The sequence below is a fragment of the Acinetobacter sp. YH01020 genome (genome assembly GCF_013420275.1).
Classification (GTDB): Bacteria; Pseudomonadota; Gammaproteobacteria; order Pseudomonadales; family Moraxellaceae; genus Acinetobacter; species Acinetobacter amyesii.
In genome coordinates this window covers 1-18005 of the sequence record NZ_VOYN01000043.1, presented here as the reverse complement: position 1 = coordinate 18005, position 18005 = coordinate 1, and the positions used below count along the sequence as shown (strand labels likewise).

At 40.8% G+C, this 18005-nt stretch carries 19 protein-coding genes and 1 pseudogene; 11 read left to right on the top strand and 9 right to left on the bottom strand.

The window, feature by feature from the left end; translation table 11 throughout:
• Positions 1 to 75 precede the first annotated feature (75 nt).
• On the bottom strand, positions 76 to 501 hold the full coding sequence (locus tag FTT85_RS14205; protein WP_373886895.1) for a GNAT family N-acetyltransferase: 426 nt from the start codon (positions 499 to 501) through the stop codon (positions 76 to 78).
• An 11-nt stretch (positions 502 to 512) separates the two neighbouring features.
• Positions 513 to 1735 (bottom strand): annotated as a pseudogene (locus FTT85_RS14200) (SAM-dependent methyltransferase).
• 107 nt (positions 1736 to 1842) lie between these two features.
• Between FTT85_RS14200 and FTT85_RS14195 the strand changes: the two are divergent.
• Positions 1843 to 2484: a hemolysin III family protein gene (locus tag FTT85_RS14195; protein WP_180183815.1), complete on the top strand. Its 642-nt coding sequence runs from the start codon at positions 1843 to 1845 to the stop codon at positions 2482 to 2484.
• 145 nt (positions 2485 to 2629) lie between these two features.
• Positions 2630 to 3943, top strand: coding sequence for an MFS transporter (locus FTT85_RS14190; protein WP_078194265.1), 1314 nt, complete (start codon positions 2630 to 2632; stop codon positions 3941 to 3943).
• Positions 3944 to 4240: 297 nt separating this feature from the next.
• Here FTT85_RS14190 and FTT85_RS14185 read toward each other — a convergent pair whose 3' ends face one another.
• On the bottom strand, positions 4241 to 5251 hold the full coding sequence (locus FTT85_RS14185; RefSeq protein WP_180183814.1) for a metallophosphoesterase: 1011 nt from the start codon (positions 5249 to 5251) through the stop codon (positions 4241 to 4243).
• Between the two features lie 104 nt (positions 5252 to 5355).
• On the opposite strand from FTT85_RS14185, the gene FTT85_RS14180 reads away from it, so the two are divergent.
• On the top strand, positions 5356 to 6975 hold the full coding sequence (locus FTT85_RS14180; RefSeq protein WP_257222670.1) for a phospholipase D family protein: 1620 nt from the start codon (positions 5356 to 5358) through the stop codon (positions 6973 to 6975).
• Positions 6976 to 7019: 44 nt separating this feature from the next.
• Here FTT85_RS14180 and FTT85_RS14175 read toward each other — a convergent pair whose 3' ends face one another.
• The gene (locus FTT85_RS14175; protein WP_180108980.1) at positions 7020 to 7844 is read right to left on the bottom strand and encodes a 1-acyl-sn-glycerol-3-phosphate acyltransferase; all 825 of its coding nucleotides are present in this window, start codon (positions 7842 to 7844) and stop codon (positions 7020 to 7022) included.
• Between the two features lie 410 nt (positions 7845 to 8254).
• On the opposite strand from FTT85_RS14175, the gene hflX reads away from it, so the two are divergent.
• The 6 genes from hflX (at position 8255) to FTT85_RS14145 (ending at position 12491) form a co-directional block, all read left to right on the top strand.
• Positions 8255 to 9589 (top strand): ribosome rescue GTPase HflX, encoded by a 1335-nt coding sequence (gene hflX, locus FTT85_RS14170; RefSeq protein WP_180183813.1) that lies wholly within the window; start codon positions 8255 to 8257, stop codon positions 9587 to 9589.
• 43 nt (positions 9590 to 9632) lie between these two features.
• Positions 9633 to 10004 carry a hypothetical protein gene (locus FTT85_RS14165; RefSeq protein WP_078194269.1) on the top strand — a complete coding sequence of 124 codons (372 nt, stop codon included), beginning with the start codon at positions 9633 to 9635 and terminating at the stop codon, positions 10002 to 10004.
• Positions 10005 to 10015: 11 nt separating this feature from the next.
• A complete protein-coding gene (locus tag FTT85_RS14160) occupies positions 10016 to 10690 on the top strand; it encodes an LrgB family protein (RefSeq protein WP_078190106.1) in 675 nt (224 codons plus the stop codon).
• Between the two features lie 248 nt (positions 10691 to 10938).
• Positions 10939 to 11391 carry a DUF2147 domain-containing protein gene (locus FTT85_RS14155; RefSeq protein WP_111884999.1) on the top strand — a complete coding sequence of 151 codons (453 nt, stop codon included), beginning with the start codon at positions 10939 to 10941 and terminating at the stop codon, positions 11389 to 11391.
• 60 nt (positions 11392 to 11451) lie between these two features.
• Positions 11452 to 11901, top strand: a complete 450-nt coding sequence (locus FTT85_RS14150; protein ID WP_180183812.1) for a DUF2147 domain-containing protein — start codon at positions 11452 to 11454, stop codon at positions 11899 to 11901.
• A 143-nt stretch (positions 11902 to 12044) separates the two neighbouring features.
• Complete coding sequence (locus tag FTT85_RS14145; protein ID WP_078194271.1) at positions 12045 to 12491, top strand: DUF2147 domain-containing protein; 447 nt, start codon at positions 12045 to 12047, stop codon at positions 12489 to 12491.
• A 52-nt stretch (positions 12492 to 12543) separates the two neighbouring features.
• Here FTT85_RS14145 and FTT85_RS14140 read toward each other — a convergent pair whose 3' ends face one another.
• The 5 genes from FTT85_RS14140 to FTT85_RS14120 form a co-directional block, all read right to left on the bottom strand.
• Positions 12544 to 13389 carry a symmetrical bis(5'-nucleosyl)-tetraphosphatase gene (locus tag FTT85_RS14140; RefSeq protein WP_180183811.1) on the bottom strand — a complete coding sequence of 282 codons (846 nt, stop codon included), beginning with the start codon at positions 13387 to 13389 and terminating at the stop codon, positions 12544 to 12546.
• A 6-nt stretch (positions 13390 to 13395) separates the two neighbouring features.
• Positions 13396 to 14208 (bottom strand): 16S rRNA (adenine(1518)-N(6)/adenine(1519)-N(6))-dimethyltransferase RsmA, encoded by an 813-nt coding sequence (gene rsmA / locus FTT85_RS14135; RefSeq protein ID WP_180183810.1) that lies wholly within the window; start codon positions 14206 to 14208, stop codon positions 13396 to 13398.
• Between the two features lie 30 nt (positions 14209 to 14238).
• Positions 14239 to 15048 (bottom strand): pilus assembly protein PilJ, encoded by an 810-nt coding sequence (locus FTT85_RS14130; protein ID WP_180183809.1) that lies wholly within the window; start codon positions 15046 to 15048, stop codon positions 14239 to 14241.
• Between the two features lie 69 nt (positions 15049 to 15117).
• Positions 15118 to 16101 (bottom strand): 4-hydroxythreonine-4-phosphate dehydrogenase PdxA, encoded by a 984-nt coding sequence (pdxA, locus tag FTT85_RS14125; RefSeq protein ID WP_180183808.1) that lies wholly within the window; start codon positions 16099 to 16101, stop codon positions 15118 to 15120.
• Positions 16102 to 16191: 90 nt separating this feature from the next.
• Entirely contained in the window at positions 16192 to 16572 is a 381-nt protein-coding gene (locus FTT85_RS14120; RefSeq protein ID WP_180085441.1) for a hypothetical protein, read from the bottom strand.
• A 191-nt stretch (positions 16573 to 16763) separates the two neighbouring features.
• Here FTT85_RS14120 and rplM point away from each other — a divergent pair, with 191 nt between their 5' ends.
• Together rplM and rpsI are read left to right on the top strand one after the other, a co-directional pair.
• Positions 16764 to 17192 carry a 50S ribosomal protein L13 gene (gene rplM, locus FTT85_RS14115; protein ID WP_004722943.1) on the top strand — a complete coding sequence of 143 codons (429 nt, stop codon included), beginning with the start codon at positions 16764 to 16766 and terminating at the stop codon, positions 17190 to 17192.
• Between the two features lie 12 nt (positions 17193 to 17204).
• A complete protein-coding gene (rpsI, locus tag FTT85_RS14110; protein WP_078190115.1) occupies positions 17205 to 17591 on the top strand; it encodes a 30S ribosomal protein S9 in 387 nt (128 codons plus the stop codon).
• The last annotated feature ends 414 nt before the right edge of the window (positions 17592 to 18005 follow it).

Genomic DNA, 18005 nt, shown 5'->3' with positions numbered 1-18005 from the left:
TTTGACCTCATCTATATAAAAAAAACGCTTAAAATATTAAGCGTTTTTTATTTATAGCTGTCCAATTTTACGTATTTAAGCCAAAGCTATATACATATCTTGATGCGGAATACAACAATCTAAATATTCATCACCTTCAACAACAAAACCTAAAGCTGCATAAAACGGTATGGCATGCACTTGTGAAGATAGTTTTAAATATTCACGTTGCTCTAATATCGCTTGTTGAATGATGGCTTGCATCAAGATTTTACCAATCCCCTGACCGCGATAGGCCTTTAAAACAGCAACACGGCCTATACTGTTATTTTTCAACAAACGAGCAGTTGCAACAGCTTTCATCCCATCATGAACAATAAAATGCAGTGAAATCGCATCTTCTGCATCCCACTCATCCGCGGGCGATATCTGCTGTTCTAAAATAAAGACCTGTTCACGTATCGGTCGAGCTGCAGATGCCAGTTGCTCCCACGGTCCGAATTGAATATTTAACTGCGGCATCCCGTCATCCTTTAGCATTTACAGCCAATATCTTGCTGGTCCCATTGATCATTCAACAATAATTCTAACGAATGCTTTTGAATGCCATACATGTCCTTTAAAGCTTGAATCTGCGCCAATACCGCTTGATCAGGTTCGACATAGTCTGCACGTTTGGTTGCCAAGATCATTTTATTTTTACTGGTATGTTCAAGTGCCACAAACTCAAAGACTTTGGTTTCATAACCATATGCTTTCAATAAAAGTGCACGAATCGTGTCAGTAAGCATCTCTGCTTGCTGGCCCGCATGAATGCCAAATTGCAACATCGGTGCAAGTACTTGCGGCGCTTTCAATTGCGGACGCAATTCTTTATGACAACACGGCGCACACATGATCATTTGCGCATTTAATCGAATGCCGGTATGAATCGCAAAGTCCGTTGCTACATCACAAGCGTGCAGTGCAATCATGACATCTAAGCGCTCAGGCGCATAGGTACGAACATCGCCTTGGAAAAAATCCAGTTGGCTGAAATTCGACTGCTGAGCAACGCTTTGGCAAAATTCCACCATTTTCGGATTTAGCTCAACCCCTGTCACTTTAGGCACTTGCTGGTGTTTTGCTAAATAATCATATAATGCAAAAGTCAGATAGCCTTTACCTGAACCAAAATCCACGACATGTAGAGATTGATCGGTCTCTTTGATCTGGCTTAAAGCGCCTGAAAAAATTTCTACAAATTTATTAATTTGTTTCCATTTACGTGCCATGCTCGGAATAATTTGTGCTTTTGCATCCGTAATACCGAGTGGCTGTAAAAAATAACTGTCTTGATCGACATAACGATGTTTCGCTCGATCATGTCCTTGCTGCTCCGTAGGATTTTTCCCTAAGGCTGCCTGCTTTTTGCTGATGCTTAGCATGGCTTTCTTTTTATTTTTTTGAGCTGAATTTCTTCATCCAAGGTCATCAGGTTGGCTTGCTTACAACAACTCAATAAACTTTCGACTTGTTGATATGCAGCTGCCATTGGATAGTTTTTGGTGATGTCTTGGGTTCTATAACGATATAAACAACTAAGAAATGACTCACCTTGCAGCGAAATGACTCGCAAGGTCATTTTTTCTAATTGGTCTAATTCACCTTTATACTGACTCAAAATCATGCGATCAAAACGCTGTGTTTCAATGGCTTGCTGAAAGGCTGCTAAAAATTGCTGCTCTTGCGTAGAGGGAGAAGCCAAAGATGACATAATATAAACCTAGATAAATTTGCAAAACAATTTTAAATCTTCTTACACCAAAAGCAAAATTGAATTACTATACATGTGTATATTTAAATTATTATAAAAGATACGTTATGAATACTCCCCATCTTTTAGCTTATGACCCAGCTGAAGAAAGACTGAATTTCTATACCCATGCTTTCGGTGCAGCGCTGTCTACCATCGCAGGTATCCTAATGATATTAAAAGGTTCATACCTTCCAACTGGACAATGGCTTGCACTTTGGGTGTATGCATTCAGTATGCTGTTATTGTTTTCAGCGTCGAGTCTATATCACTTCGCAGAATCTCCTGAGCGCCGTGGTTGGTACAAAAAACTCGACCATACCGCTATCTATTATTTAATTGCAGGTACTTACACCCCGTTTCTGGCAATCGCACTGCCTACCGCAAAAGCGCATTATTTACTCATTGCACTGTGGGTCATTGCTGCAATTGGAACACTATTCAAATTAATATTCATTCATCGCTTTCAAAAGATTTCGTTGATTGCCTATTTGGTGATGGGATGGCTTGCAGTACTGGTAATGGATGATATGCAACGCTTTTTATCTGATCAAGCTTTAACCTACCTGATCATTGGCGGGCTATCTTATACAATCGGTGCATTGTTTTATGCCTTAAAAAAGGTAAGATATACACACGCTATCTGGCATATTTTTGTATTGATAGGTGCAGGATCACATTTCCTGTCGATTTATCTCTACGTGATATAACCCACTGACACTGCATTCTTTAGTGACCCTAATTCCGCAGTCCGTAAGTTGGTATTTCGTATTTTTTTAAGAAATTACGCCTTTTTTAAAAAGATTACGCTTTTAAAACTAAGTTCAATTATTTTTAGTAAGTGTAAGGTCCACCATGGCGTCTTCAAGTGCTGCTGCCACTGAACAGCAACCAACAAATTCAAAATTCCGCGTACTTACAGCAAGTCTTGTAGGTACCACAATCGAGTTCTTCGATTTCTACATCTATGCAACTGCGGCTGTAATTATCTTCCCGCATCTGTTCTTCCCTGCAAGTACAGATCCAACAACCGCAACAATTCAATCTTTAGCAACGTTTGCGATTGCCTTTATTGCTCGCCCGATTGGTGCAACATTCTTTGGCCATTTAGGTGACCGTATCGGTCGAAAAGCCACATTAGTTGCCGCTCTCCTCACCATGGGGATTTCTACAGTATGTATCGGCTTGCTTCCAACCTATGCTCAAATTGGTATCGCTGCTCCGCTCATGCTTGCACTTTGTCGCTTAGGTCAAGGTCTTGGTTTAGGTGGTGAATGGTCAGGTGCCGTGCTGCTTGCAACTGAAAATGCGCCAGAAGGCAAACGTGCTTGGTATGGTATGTTCCCTCAATTGGGCGCGCCAATCGGCTTTATTCTTGCAACAGGCTCATTCTTGACCTTAGGTCACTTCATGTCTGAAGCTGAGTTTATGCAATGGGGTTGGCGTATTCCATTCATTGCAAGTGCGCTATTGGTTATTGTCGGTCTGTGGATTCGTTTAAAATTACATGAAACACCAGCGTTCCAAAAAGTTTTGGATAAGCAAAAAGAAGTAAATATTCCGTTCAAAGAAGTGATCACTAAGCACTGGGGGATGTTAATTCTCGGTACGATTGCCGCGATTTGTACATTCGTTGTGTTCTACTTAACCACAGTATTCGCTTTACAATGGGGTACAACCCAGCTTGGTTACACACGTGAAGAATTTTTAAAACTTCAACTGGTTGCCACACTTTGTTTCGCTGCCTTCATTCCACTTTCTGCTGTATTTGCTGAAAAATTTGGTCGTAAAACGACTTCGATTGCGGTATGTGTTGTATCTGCATTGTTTGGCTTAGTCTTCTCAAGCATGCTTGAGTCTGGCAGTACTGCGATGGTGTTCTTATTCCTATGTATCGGTCTTGCGATCATGGGTTTAACCTATGGTCCAATTGGTACGGTATTGTCTGAAATCTTCCCAACGTCTGTACGTTACACAGGTTCAGCTTTAACCTTTAACATGGCTGGTATTTTTGGTGCATCTTTCGCGCCATTGATCGCAACTAAACTTGCAACTGGCTATGGTTTATATGCAGTAGGTTACTATCTAACTGCAGCATCAATCCTTTCATTGATCGCATTCTTAATGATTCGCGAAACCAAAAATGATGATGTGAATAATCAGGTTTAATCTGCACATAATAAAAAAGCCAGCGCCTATTGCTGGCTTTTTTATGTCTCAAATTGAGTCAATGACCTGATTAGCTACTCTCTTGTTGACAGCATTTTAATTTCATTCATGCATGCAGCTTAGATCCCACTGAATGGCAATACACATCATCTGTTCCAAGACACGGTCATTCACTCAACTTCAAACTACAAATGTTTCATGGCACGATTCAATTTTATTAACAAAACAAGGTTTATAGCTCTTCATCAAGAGGAACAGTCACCAAACCGTTTAGCGATAATAAACGGTAGTTTTTGATTAAACCAACTCGATAATATCAATGGTCGGTGGCACAAGAAAACGGAAAGGTACCCCAACCATGCCCGTACCAACAGTGACAAAGACATCTGCATTGTCATGCTGATATAGCCCTTTTTTATGGCCTAAAATCGACACTTTTTTCATTACATAATCAGTCAACCATGGCAGTTGTACCTGCCCGCCATGGGTATGACCCGACAACATCAATGGTCTTCCCGGAAGTTTAGGTACCATATCGACGGTATCTGGATTATGCGACAAAATGATCCAAGGTTTATCTTGTGGCAATTCTGGCAAATAGCGCATATCGGCTTTACCAGCCCATAAGTCCCCAACACCTAATAAACGAAACTCATTAAACTCAACCACCTGCCCTTCGATATCCACCACATGGTTACTTTCTAATGCATGTTTTAACAGCGCTTGAATAGGCGGACCGGGATATTGCTCATCATGATTACCATTCACCGAATAAATCGGAGCAATAATTTTTTTTAGTACGGCCAGCTCTTCAGCCAACTTATTTTCTGGCTCGTAAGTCCAATCGCCTGCAACCACGACCAAATCAGGATTTTGCGCATTGATTTTATCGACGATCATTTTTAACTGACGTTCATGACCCGAAAATAAACCAATATGTAAATCACCAATTAAGGCAATGCGTACAGGCTTTAATAACTGTCGTGTTTCATGCAATTGATATTGACATTTTTTCACCTGAATCATGTGCGGCTCGATAAATCGGGCATAGCATAAAAGCCCCGTAACAGCACCGACAAAAATCGCTTCATGTAGTGAATAATAGCCACTCCAACCCGCATAAATGCTAAAGAAGAATAAAGGGATAAGTAAATAAGAAAGATAAAATGCCAACAAATGTACGAAGGCTTTAAACGGATGAATCGTTTCCGTACGCGACTGACTTAACCAAGCTTGAGAAATTGCCCAAACACCTAGCACAGCCAACCCGATATAAAAATACATCACTACGGAATCTAATTCCCACATACATTTGCTCTACAATTTGCCTAACGAGAAAACTCGGTCACTATATTTATCTTTTCACAGCTGACACTTATACTCAAATCAAATTTTTTAGTATGTCTAACAGTATGAACTCAGCTATACCGAAACAGCAAAATTTGCCCTTCATACACAACCACACTAAGGCGGTTTTGCTGAGTTGTAGCCTTGTTTTGACTTTATCTGCATGTAGTACCTTGCCTAAACAGCAAACTCAACCTGTGGAATATGCTTTTAATACCCCGACAGACGATACTAGCCTTGCGAAAATTGTGCTGCCGCTACGGGAACAAAATCCAAACTTAACCGGTTACCACGTTCTGTATGACCCATTAGAAGCCTTAGCGGCTCGAATCGAACTGATCAATAAAGCCGAAAAAAGTTTAGATCTACAATACTATATTTGGGATAACGACAAAATTGGTGCTTTGGCTCTACATGCCATGATCAAAGCTGCAGATCGTGGGGTGAAAATTCGTTTATTGGTCGATGACAACAATGCCAAAAAAATGGAAGGCATTTATATGGCACTCGACCAACATGCCAATATTGATGTCAAACTGTATAACCCGTACCGCTTCCGACATTTCCGCCCTGTCGATATGGTGCTGGATCTAAAACGCATCAACCGCCGTATGCACAACAAAAGCTTTATTGCAGACAATCAAATCGCATTGATTGGTGGTCGCAATATGAGTAACCAATACTATAACGTCAGTGATAATTATCAATTTTCCGATGTTGACGTCATGCTGGTCGGTGCGGCATCCGATGAAATCATCCATTCTTTTGACGAATATTGGAATGATGATTATGCCTTTCCAGTACGTCAATTGGTCAATCCACGCCACTATAGTTTGCGCTTTGACAGTCTCAAACAACAACTCGATGACTATAACCAAGAAGCCACTGTGGTCAATTATTTGGATTTAGCCAACCGTTCACATGCCTTTGATGACTGGCTCAACAATAAAATCCAATTTGACTGGGTTAAAGCCGAAGTGGTCAAAGATTCCCCAAGCAAAATCAAATCTAAGGCTAAAAAAGAAGAGCATCTCAACTTTCAGCTGCTCAACCGTTTAGATAAACCTGAACAAAGTGTCGATATCGTTTCAGCCTACTTTGTCCCAGAAAAAAAAGGGGCTGAACGCCTAAAAAACCTTCGTGCAGATGGCGTAAAAGTCAGAGTCTTGACCAACTCATTCCAGGCCAATGACGTGCCATTGGTTCATGCTTTTTATAGTAAATATCGCCAAGATCTATTGGAACACGATGTTCAACTCTATGAGTTTCTGTCTAGACCTGATGCAGAAAATCTCAATACAAATACCAAAGAGTTGGCGGAAAAATCTAAAGTTAGTCTAAAAGGTTTAAGCCGTTCAAGCCTACATGCCAAACTGATGGCAATTGATGAAAAACAAGTTTTTATTGGTTCATTTAACTTTGACCCTCGCTCAGCATATTTAAATACTGAAATTGGGGTATTACTGAATAGCCCACGCTTAGCCAAAGCAGTCCACTACACCATGGATGAAAATTTGAGTAAATATGCCTATAAGTTAGTACTCAATGCAGACCAACAGATCAATTGGAAAATTAAGCTGTCAAATGGTCAAACGCGTATTTATCCACGTGAACCGAAAATCAAGTGGTGGCAAAAAGCGGGGGTGAAATTTATCTCTTGGTTGCCGCTCGAAGGCTTTATGTAAGGATTGTGCTGCAAAGGCATCCCCTTGCAGCCTGTATCATTAAATTATTTAGCTTCAACTGGAACTGGCGCTTTAAGAACTTTAGCTTGAAGCTCTGCTAATCCCTGATTCATTTTTTGCTGCACTTCTTGTGTCAGACTGTCAACAGTATGACCTGCCGAATCAATTGCGGGCAATATCATCAGATGCGCTGTGACTTTCGGCATTTCTAAGACATTTTTGACATGTCGATCAAAGCTAATGTCTCCGACATAGGGCGCAATATTATCGAGTTCACCGTCCTGATTCACATAGCAAATTAAGCAAATTTGGACTGGACGTTCGGCTTCAATTGCCGCACCTAAAATACGACCATGAATTTTTTTAATTTTGCTGCCATCTGAAGTGGTGGCTTCTGGAAAAAAGAGTACCGGCGTATCTTGCTTTAAGAAGCCCGTAATTTGTTCTTTAATTTTAATTGAATCGCCAGAGCCACGCTTAATAAATAAGGTGCCACCGCCTTTCGCCAAATTACCCAGCACTGGCCATTTTTCAATTTCAGCTTTCGCCAAAAAGAAAACACGTGCACCAGAACCTAAAACTGCCACATCTAACCATGAAATATGATTACTTACCCAAAGGGCTGGTTGTCGTGGAATTTCACCATGCACTTTGACTTCAAGATTGAATACTTTGCATAACTTGCGACAAAAATACTGCACATAGCGAGTATTTTGCGGGTTATTCGGGTCTTTATACAATTGATGACGATAAACCAAATAAAAACCCTGCGTCACGGCAACAGCTGCTGCACCGACTTTTTTACAATACAAATAAAATTTTGAAAACACATTAATTTGCGGTGTATTGACGATTTGAGGTTGATTCATAAACGGTTCACTAAAAGGACACGGTGCCACAATTTGGCGTAAATTTTCATCATCATATACCGAAGACAGTTTTTTTGCATTGATCATAAAAACCGAAGTCGAAGATAATATTTCCCCATTTTAATCGTTTTTAAAAATCAAATATTATTTTTATATCGGTTTTAAAGGTTAAAATTATGAATCATTCATATTCAGACAATTCCCCTATTTCTTCATGGCAAGCGTTAAAAGCCATTGCTTGTTTTTCATTGATATATGTGAGTGTGCTTTTCTTATTGGCGCTGAGCTTTCGAAGCTTTCTCTAATTGAATAGCACGACATACAGAACTTAGCCATTAATCCCTCACTTAGATTAACCCTCGCACTGCATTTTCGCCTAAAATGAATCTTTAAACAGGAGTGTGTGCTGAGTGGAAAATTTAAATCAACATCAAGCGAGCGGTGAACGCGTAATTTTAGTCAGTGTGGCAGTACAAATGCTTGCAGACCTTGATGCCGAAGAATTCCACTTACTTGCTCAATCTGCAGGTGCCAATATTCTGCAACATGTGCATGCTCAGCGTATTAAGCCTGATGCCAAATTATTTATCGGCTCAGGGAAAGCTGAAGAAATTGCAGAAGTAGTCGCAGAATATGAAGCCGAATTGGTCATCTTTGACCATGCTCTCACCCCTGCCCAAGCACGTAATCTTGAATGCATCATGCGTTGTCGTGTGGTCGATCGTACAGAATTAATTTTAGATATTTTTGCCCAACGCGCACGTACCTATGAAGGTAAATTGCAAGTTGAATTGGCTCAATTACAACATATGGCTTCACGACTGATTCGTAGTCGTGGCGATCTCGATAGCCAAAAAGGTGGGATCGGCCTACGTGGACCGGGTGAAACGCTGCTGGAAACTGACCGTCGGCTACTCAAGCTCCGTATGGGACAACTCAAAGCGAAACTTGAGAAAGTCCGCCAAACACGTATGCAAGGTCGTGTGGCACGTCAAAAAGCTGCTGTTCCAACCGTGTCATTGGTGGGTTATACCAATGCTGGTAAATCGACCTTATTTAATAATTTAGCAAAAAGTGATGTCTATGCAGCAGACCAACTTTTTGCAACACTTGACCCAACTTTACGCCGTCTACATTGGGATGGCATCGGCAACTTAGTGCTCGCCGATACTGTAGGTTTTGTGCGTAATTTATCGCACTCACTGGTCGAGTCGTTTAAAGCCACCTTAGAAGAAACGTTGGAGGCGACCTTATTGTTACATGTCATTGACTCCAGCAGTCCTGACATGATGGAACAAATCGAGGCTGTCGAAAAAGTACTGAAAGAAATTGGTGTCGATGTTCCGATTCTGCGCGTTTATAACAAAATTGATGTCAGTGGCGAAGATCCTAAAATCATCTATGGCAAGCCACATCAGCCGGAACGTGTCTATGTCTCAGCACATAGTGGTAAAGGTCTTCCCTTATTACGCCAAGCGGTTCAAGAATGCTTGATGGGCCAAATTCAAAGCTTTGAAGTCCGTCTAAAACCAGCTTATGGCAAATTAAGAACACAACTGTATGCGCTCAATGTGATCCAAAATGAAAGTTATGATGAACAAGGCAACTTAATTTTGCACGTCATCATTGCCCCGCATAAGTTAGAACAACTGATTAAACAGGCGCATTTACCCATCGAAGAAATCTTGGGAACGCGTGCGCAACAATTTCAACGTCCACTTGAAGAATTTGAAATTAAAGACTAAATCGGTTAAAACTTGATTAGTATAATTTTAACGAAAGACAAAAATGGACTGGATCAAGCGTATCGACTGGAAAGCCTGGATAGGCACTATTGCATTAATTATTATTTTCCGTGAAGGCGCGGTCTGGGTCATGAAGCAATTCAATCACCCAGAATTAGGCAATTTAGTCGGTTTGATTGCCCTCTTGATCGTGCTTTCATTTTGGAGAAAATTCAACAAAATTCCAGCCAGCTTGGTCGATACCAATAATAAAATCATGAAAGAAAGTGCCTTTGCCTTCTTACCCATTAGTGCAGGCTCATTGCTGATGATGATGCATTTAGGTGATGAAATTCCAATGTTTTTGATTGTTCTCTTTGTCAGCACCCTCATACCGCTGTGGGTCTACGCAAAAATGTCTAAGAAATGGCTATAAGGAAAATCAATATGCTTTCAATCATCTCTGGATTCATCATTACCCTGATCGCCTATCTTGTCGCAAAACCTATTAATAAAAAATTACCGCAAATCCCCGTGATTGTGATTGGGATGTTTTTCGTCATTGGTATGCTCTATCTTTTTGGCATTTCCTATGAAAGTTATATGGCACAGGTCAATCCACTGTTCAATAACTTACTCGGCTATGTCACAGTGGCCTTGGCCATTCCTTTAGCAGCGATGCGCTACGATGACTTGCCTTTAAAAGCCGTGGGCGGGATTTTAGTCTTTGCCAGTATCAGTGCCGTTGCCCTCCCTATGGGGCTGGCTTATTTGCTGCATTTGTCAGATCCAACCATTATGGCTTTTGCTACACGGGCAGTGACCACCCCAATTGCCATCAACATTGCGACGCTGCTGCATTCCCCGATTCCTTTGGTAATTTTGATTGTGATTTTATCAGGGGTGATTGGCGCAGCATTTTCACCCATCATACTCAAAAATATTCATGATGAACGTGCATCAGGACTCGCCTTAGGACTTGCTGCACATGCGATTGGCACAGCTCAAGCTTGGCAACGCGGCAGCATTGCTGGGCGCTATGCGGCATTTGGCATGGCGGTAAATGCAGTATTCACAGCAATCTGGTTGCCAACTTTCATACTCTATCTACAAAATATGTGACTGAGCAATCACTTTTAAATGATTGTTTTGTATAAAAAATAAACTTAATATAAATTCTAGGGTACACCACAACACATTGAACGATGTGCTGTGGATGTTACATTTTTGGTAAAGGCACTTTTGTGCAACATGTCAACTTTCCCGAATAAAATGTAAATATTTATGCTTAGAGTAGTTGCTCTAAGTTTAAATATTACCTAGTATGATCAATAAACCCTCACAAAGTGTATTGATAAAGGATTATTAATATGATCGAAAAAAGTTTGAAATGGGCTGCATTATTCGGTGCTGTAGTTACAAGCTCCGCACTCTATGCTCAAGATCTTACAGGGACTTGGCAACAAATTGACGATAAAACTGGTTCGCCTAAAGCACTGATCGAAATTCGAAAAGATGCCAAAGACACCTATACCGGCAAAATTGTAAAAGTGACGCCACGTCCGGGTTATACACCAAAGGAAAAATGTGTGAATTGCCCTGCACCTTATACCAACCAGCCTATTTTAGGGATGGATGTATTTAAGGGGCTGAAACTTGAAAGTGAAAATACCTACTCTCAAGGAAAAATTATTGATCCTTTAGCAGGCAAAATTTACAGCTTAAAAGGCAAAATTTCTGCCAATGGTAAGCGCTTACATTTACGTGGATATCTGGGAATTTCCGCGATTGGTCGTACACAGACATGGATTCGCGCTGAATAAATTTTAAATTTATTCAGTAAATTGATTTGATATAGGTGAACCACCTACAGGGAATATCTGATGAAAAAATTAAAAGTGAGCCTCTTATTCTTAGCTGCTGTAATGAGTGGTTCAGCTTTTGCTCAAGACCTTTCAGGGACTTGGCAACAAATTGATGATAAAACAGGTTCACAAAAAGCCATTATTGAAATCCGTAAAGAAAGTAATGGAACATTCGTGGGTAAAATCATCAAAGTGACGCCGCGTCCGGGCTATACACCGCGCGACACCTGCGTAAACTGCCCTGCACCCTACAAAAACAAGCCAATCTTAGGCCTTGATATCTTAACAGGTTTAAAACATATTGAAGACACTAATAACTACGACAAAGGCCGTATTATTGACCCTCTTTCAGGCAAAGTTTACGACACAAAAATCCGTTTAAATGCCAGTGGGAAACGCCTAACTTTACGGGGTTATATGGGTGTTTCTGCACTTGGTCGTAGCCAAACTTGGATTCGCCAAGAGTAACCTCAAACAAGTAAAAAAACCGCCGACATGGCGGTTTTTCTTATTCCGAATATCTTCAAATTATTTTTAAATTAAAGTTGACTATTCTCGTAAACTTTCTAACATACGTGCTCATAAATCATGCTTCTCGGGGACAAGCGATTATGTTTAAAAAAATATTATTCAGCCTTTGCACATTCGGATTGATGAATGGTGCATTTGCAAATGACATTGCTGGCACGTGGCAACAAATTGACGATAAAACAGGAGCGGCCAAAGCGATTATTTCGATTCACAAAGAATCAAATAATACCTATACCGGTAAAATTATTAAAATTACACCACGTCCGGGCTATACACCGCAAAAAAACTGTAATAAGTGCCCAGCACCTTATACCAACCAACCGATTCTCGGCATGGAAATTGTTAAAGGTTTAAAGCAAATTAATAATACAAATAATTATGAAAAAGGTCGTATTATCGACCCTCTTTCTGGCAAAGTTTATGATGCTAAAGTGCGCTTAAACAGCACAGGAAAACGTATTTCGATCCGTGCAAGTATTGGCGTTTCAGTCTTAGGTCGTAACCAAACTTGGATTCGTTTAGACTAATCCTCACACCAATAAAAAGCCGCATCAATGCGGCTTTTTTATTTTTAAATACTTACATTACAGGATTATCGACAGCAAACATGTGCTGATCTTCTAAACGATAGGCCATCAACTGATTGCCCCAGACACATCCGCCATCCACATTTTGGATTTTTGCTGAAATGCTTTTTCCTTGTAAAGCAGCCCAATGACCAAAAAGAATTTGATGGGTCTGAGCTGCTTGTGACTCAAACTCAAACCATGGCTTAAAACCCTTCGGCATAGGGTCATCGAGTGAATCTTTAAAACTAAACTCTAATCGACCTTCTGCATCGGTTAAGCGCATGCGGGTCAAATAGTTGGTAATACAGCGTAAGCGCGCATGACCAGACAAATCATCCGTCCATAGGTTCGGCTCTTTACCGTACATCACTTGAAGAAACGCATCAACCACATCAAAGTCGTCATGACCAATCACCGCTTCCACCTCTTTTGCCAAGTCTGCGGTTTGCTGCGCAGTCCAATTCAAAGGAATACCTGCATGGGTCAAAATGGTTTGCTCATTCGGAAATAGACACAGCGGCTGCTTGCGTAACCAATCAATCAAATCATCACTTTCTAAAGCGTGAATCACATCATCGATATTGTCTTTAGGATTGATATCCTTAGTACCACGAGCGCATGCCAGCAAAGTCAGATCATGATTGCCCAGTACCGTCGCCGCAACTTCACTATCCACTAATTTTTTGATGAACCGCAAAGCGCCTACCGAGTTTTCACCCCGTGCGACGAGATCACCGGCAAACCATATAAAATCTTGGTCTGCATCAAACTTGATCTCTTTCAGTAAAGCTTTTAATGCTTCAAAACAGCCTTGAACATCACCAATGACATAGTTATAGCGAATATTGCGAGTCATAATTATTTAAGCCACCATTTGATCTGCTAATGCGACAAATTCTGCAAGTGTTAGGGTTTCTGGACGCGCCATTGGATCAACCCCTGCATTTTCAAAACCATCTTCAACCAGCATGCCTTTTAAGCTGTTGCGTAACGTCTTACGGCGTTGAGTAAAGACATGTGAAACCAAACGCGCAAGCGCTTTTTCATCTTTCGCCACAATCGGTTTAACGGCATAAGGCTCTAAACGGAATACCGCAGAGGTGACTTTTGGCGGCGGATTAAACGAACCCGGCGGCACTTCAAATAAAAACGTCGGTTTACAGAAGTATTGGATCATCACCGATAAACGGCCGTATTCTTTAGTATTCGGTGAAGCGGTAATACGGTCCACGACTTCTTTTTGCAGCATGAAGTGCATGTCTTTGACTTTGTCGCCAAACTCCAAGAGATGGAACAGCAGCGGTGTCGAGATGTTATACGGCAAGTTGCCAACCACACGCAGTGGACGGCCTTCGTCAAACAGCTCGGTAAAGTCATATTTCAGCGCGTCGGTTTCAACAATGGTCAAGCGCTCGGGATGCGGCACACGGCCCGGCAAACCTGCGGCTAAGTCACGGTCCAGCTCAACCACAGTTAAAGCATCGCATTCACCAATTAAAGGCGATGTAAGCGCAGCAAGACCGGGACCAATTTCGACAATATTGTCACCAGTACGCGGATTTACCGAACGTACAATTTTGGCAATAACACGTTGATCATGTAAGAAATTCTGTCCAAACCGCTTACGCGTGTGATGCCCTTCATCTTTTGGGTTTAGGGCATTAATTTGATACATAAAATTCTCCGCATAGGTTTATTACAACGATTACTGACTTGATTCAAATTCACTCAAGCGAGCAAAAATTTCTTCGGACTTGGTCACATTATCCCGAGCCGCGTTAATTACACTGAGCAATGGCTCTCTTTGTTGCAACAAAGCCATTGTTTCAGATTTCATCATTTCTTCAGTTTCAGCCTGAATGGAGAGCAAACTTTCACGCATTTCAGCATTGTTTACGCGCTCTACACCCAGTTCGGGATGACCATTCAGTTGAGCCTTCAAATAAATATTGAAAGTTTCAAAATCTGCTAAAAAGTCATCTAAATCGTCTGGATGAATAGAATTCACATCAGTTAACTTCAGCAAAGAACTCAACATTCGTCCCGCAATATAGACTTGATTTTTGGCAATCATTGCTTGAATAGCTGAATTGTTTACTCTAGCCATCATATCAGCCAGAATGTTATATTCAGCTTGAATACCCGGAATGGTTTCACTTACAAGAAGTTGAGATTCATATAGCGCACTCAGGCTATTTTGATGCTGTACAAGCAGATCAATATTAGCATTGATTGCCTGTCCATCTTGAAGCATTTTATCAGCACCATCACGATTCGCATATTTTTTATGCACCGCAGTCAGCGCTTGATTAAATTTTTGCTGATTATGTTTAAAGCCATCCACGGCAGCCGGTGATGCAAAACGTATAAATCCTTCCGTCTGTTTTGGAATTTGCAGCGATAATACTTTTAATTCACAAGAATGATGATCTGTAGCGAGCGTTGAGCATGCTGACAGCATCAACGCTAACGCAATCCCAAAAAATGGGCGAATGATCGATTTCGCCCTAAGCATCTTGTTATTTTCCTGTTTTATTTTTGATAATTTTTTACTATTATTCATATAAAATTCAAACCTTTATTATTAAGTTTCGTTATTTTTCGCACGTGCTAATTCTAAAGCCAAATCAACCGCCACCTGTAAACTCGAACTTTTAGCAAGACCTGTTCCAGCCAGTGACAGTGCTGTGCCGTGATCCACTGAAGTCCGAATAAACGGTAAGCCCAAAGTGATATTGATGGCTTCGCCAAAGCCCTGCGACTTTAACACAGGTAAGCCCTGATCGTGATACATCGCCAAAACCGCATCGGCATCTTTTAAATTTTCAGGGGTAAATAAGGTATCCGCAGGTAAACTCAAGCTCATATTGATTCCCTGAGCACGATAGCTTTCCAGCACGGGATTAATCACTTCAATCTCTTCCATGCCCAAATAGCCATCTTCACCCGCATGTGGGTTTAGACCGCACACCAAAATATGCGGATGGTCTTTTTTAAATTTGGTTTTTAAATCATGAATTAAAATATCGATGACTTGATGCAATCGTTCTTGAGTAATGGCATCAGCTACATCACGAAGCGGTAAATGTGTTGTTGCCAATGCGACACGGAGCGTTTTGGTCGCAAGCATCATCACGACACGGTCAACGCCTGCAAATTCTTGATAAAACTCAGTATGACCACTAAAGTGAATACCCGCTTCATTGATAATGGATTTTTGCACTGGTGCTGTCGCTACACCAACACTTTTACCAGATATCGCATAATCTGCAGATCGACGTAGCTGCTCGAGTACATAAGCCGCATTATTAACATCAAGTTGACCCGCAATAACAGGTGTAGTTACAGGTACATGTTCCACATAAAGCTGACCTAGAGCTGCCGAACCCTCCTGCCCAACATAGTCAATCAGTTCAACTTCGAGCTTTAACTGTTGAGCACGCTTGAGCAGCAAATCTTTATCAATAAGAACCACAAGTGGCCTTTCATCTATTCGATTGGCTAAGCTCAAACAAATATCAGGTCCGATACCTGCGGGTTCACCGCTCGTGATATATAAAGGCAGCATGGGTCTATCCTGTGTGTGCAATAGCATTATTATACTGTGTGATGCACATGACAGACCTAATTTTATTGATTAAAAATATCGGACTAAAACTCAAAAATAAGCGCGTTGTGCGACATTGTATGGAATGAAATCGAAAGCAAAACCTGAAATGCCAATGATCCAAATCAATGCAATAAGAATTACAATGCCGCGCTGAACGGCTGACACATGTTGCGGGTGCTTCGTTATCAGCCAAAAAGACATACCACCCAAAAGCAATAATCCAATCAACAGATAAACCAATAAATAACTAAGGAAAAATAAAGTGAGCATCATTAACAAAACGATGATCGCACCATCCGCCCCGTGCAAATACACCAAATACAAAAAAGTTGGGCTTAAAACCAAGGCGCTACATAAGCCCATTAATTGCAACCATTGCCGCCAAAATGAGGGTTCAGATGTGTTTTTTAACAGATTAGAATTCGACATGATTTACTTTCATCCGCTTTTTTTATAATTTCTGGATTATCTGCTGTTTATTGCTGAAGAAATATACTACAATACAGCGCTTGAAATTTTATATTTTCATTTGTGATTCTTCACGTATTCGTATAGAATCGCGTCTCCTTTTGTTTGGACAGTTTCCATAGTCCAAACCAACTATAATAGGTAGTGGTTTAATGAAAACTCTCAGCGCTAAGCCAGCTGAAGTTCAACACGACTGGTACGTTGTTGATGCTTCTGGCAAAACTTTAGGTCGCCTTGCGACTGAAATCGCTCGTCGTTTACGCGGTAAGCACAAAACTTCTTATACTCCTCACGTTGACACTGGTGACTACATCGTTGTTATCAATGCTGAGCAAGTTCAAGTGACTGGTAAAAAATCACTTGATAAGAAATATTATCGCCACACTGGTTTCCCTGGTGGTATTCGTGAAACTAATTTCGAAAAATTAGTTGCTCACAAACCAGAAGAAATCTTCGAACGTGCTGTAAAAGGCATGTTGCCAAAAGGTCCTCTTGGTTATGCAATGATCAAGAAAATGAAAGTGTACGCTGGTACTGAGCATCCACATACTGCTCAACAGCCACAAGTTTTGGACATCTAAGGGATACAGCACATGGCTACTAACTATGGTACAGGTCGCCGTAAGACCGCAACTGCACGTGTTTTCCTATCAGCTGGTACTGGTAAACTCGTAATCAACAACCGTTCTTTAGAACAATATTTCGGTCGTGAAACTGCTCGTATGGTTGTTAACCAACCACTTGAGCTTTTAGAAGCTACTGAGAAATATGACCTTTACATCACTGTTGCTGGTGGTGGTATCGGTGGTCAAGCAGGCGCTATCCGTCACGGTATTACTCGTGCATTGATTGCTTCTGACGAAACTCTTAAACCTGCTCTTCGTCAAGCTGGTTTCGTTACTCGTGATGCTCGTGAAGTTGAACGTAAGAAACTTGGTTTACGTAAAGCTCGTAAACGTCCTCAATTCTCTAAACGTTAATTCGTTTACCGAATCGGACAAAAAACCTTGGCTTATGCCAAGGTTTTTTTATGTCTTAATTTTTATGAAGATGATGCAAATAGAATAACGATCCGATAAACAAAAAGACTCAAACTCGCAATAAAACATATAACCGACAGTGTTAGTGTAATTGTACAGATGGTCATTTTGCTTTTTTGTTCAGGACTATCATCCTCTGCTCCATAATCAGAGGCATAACCTCCAGCGAGTGCCGTATAAAAGCCAATGCCCATAAAAATAACAGCAGCTAAAAATAATAATTTTTGTCTCTGTACACGACAAATTTCACAGAACCCTTATCCTATCAGGATTCTGCTTTCTTAAAATTGCCAAAATTTCCTTAAACTCTTCTTTTTTCCCAAAACCAATTAAACGCTGAATCGCCATTTGAAC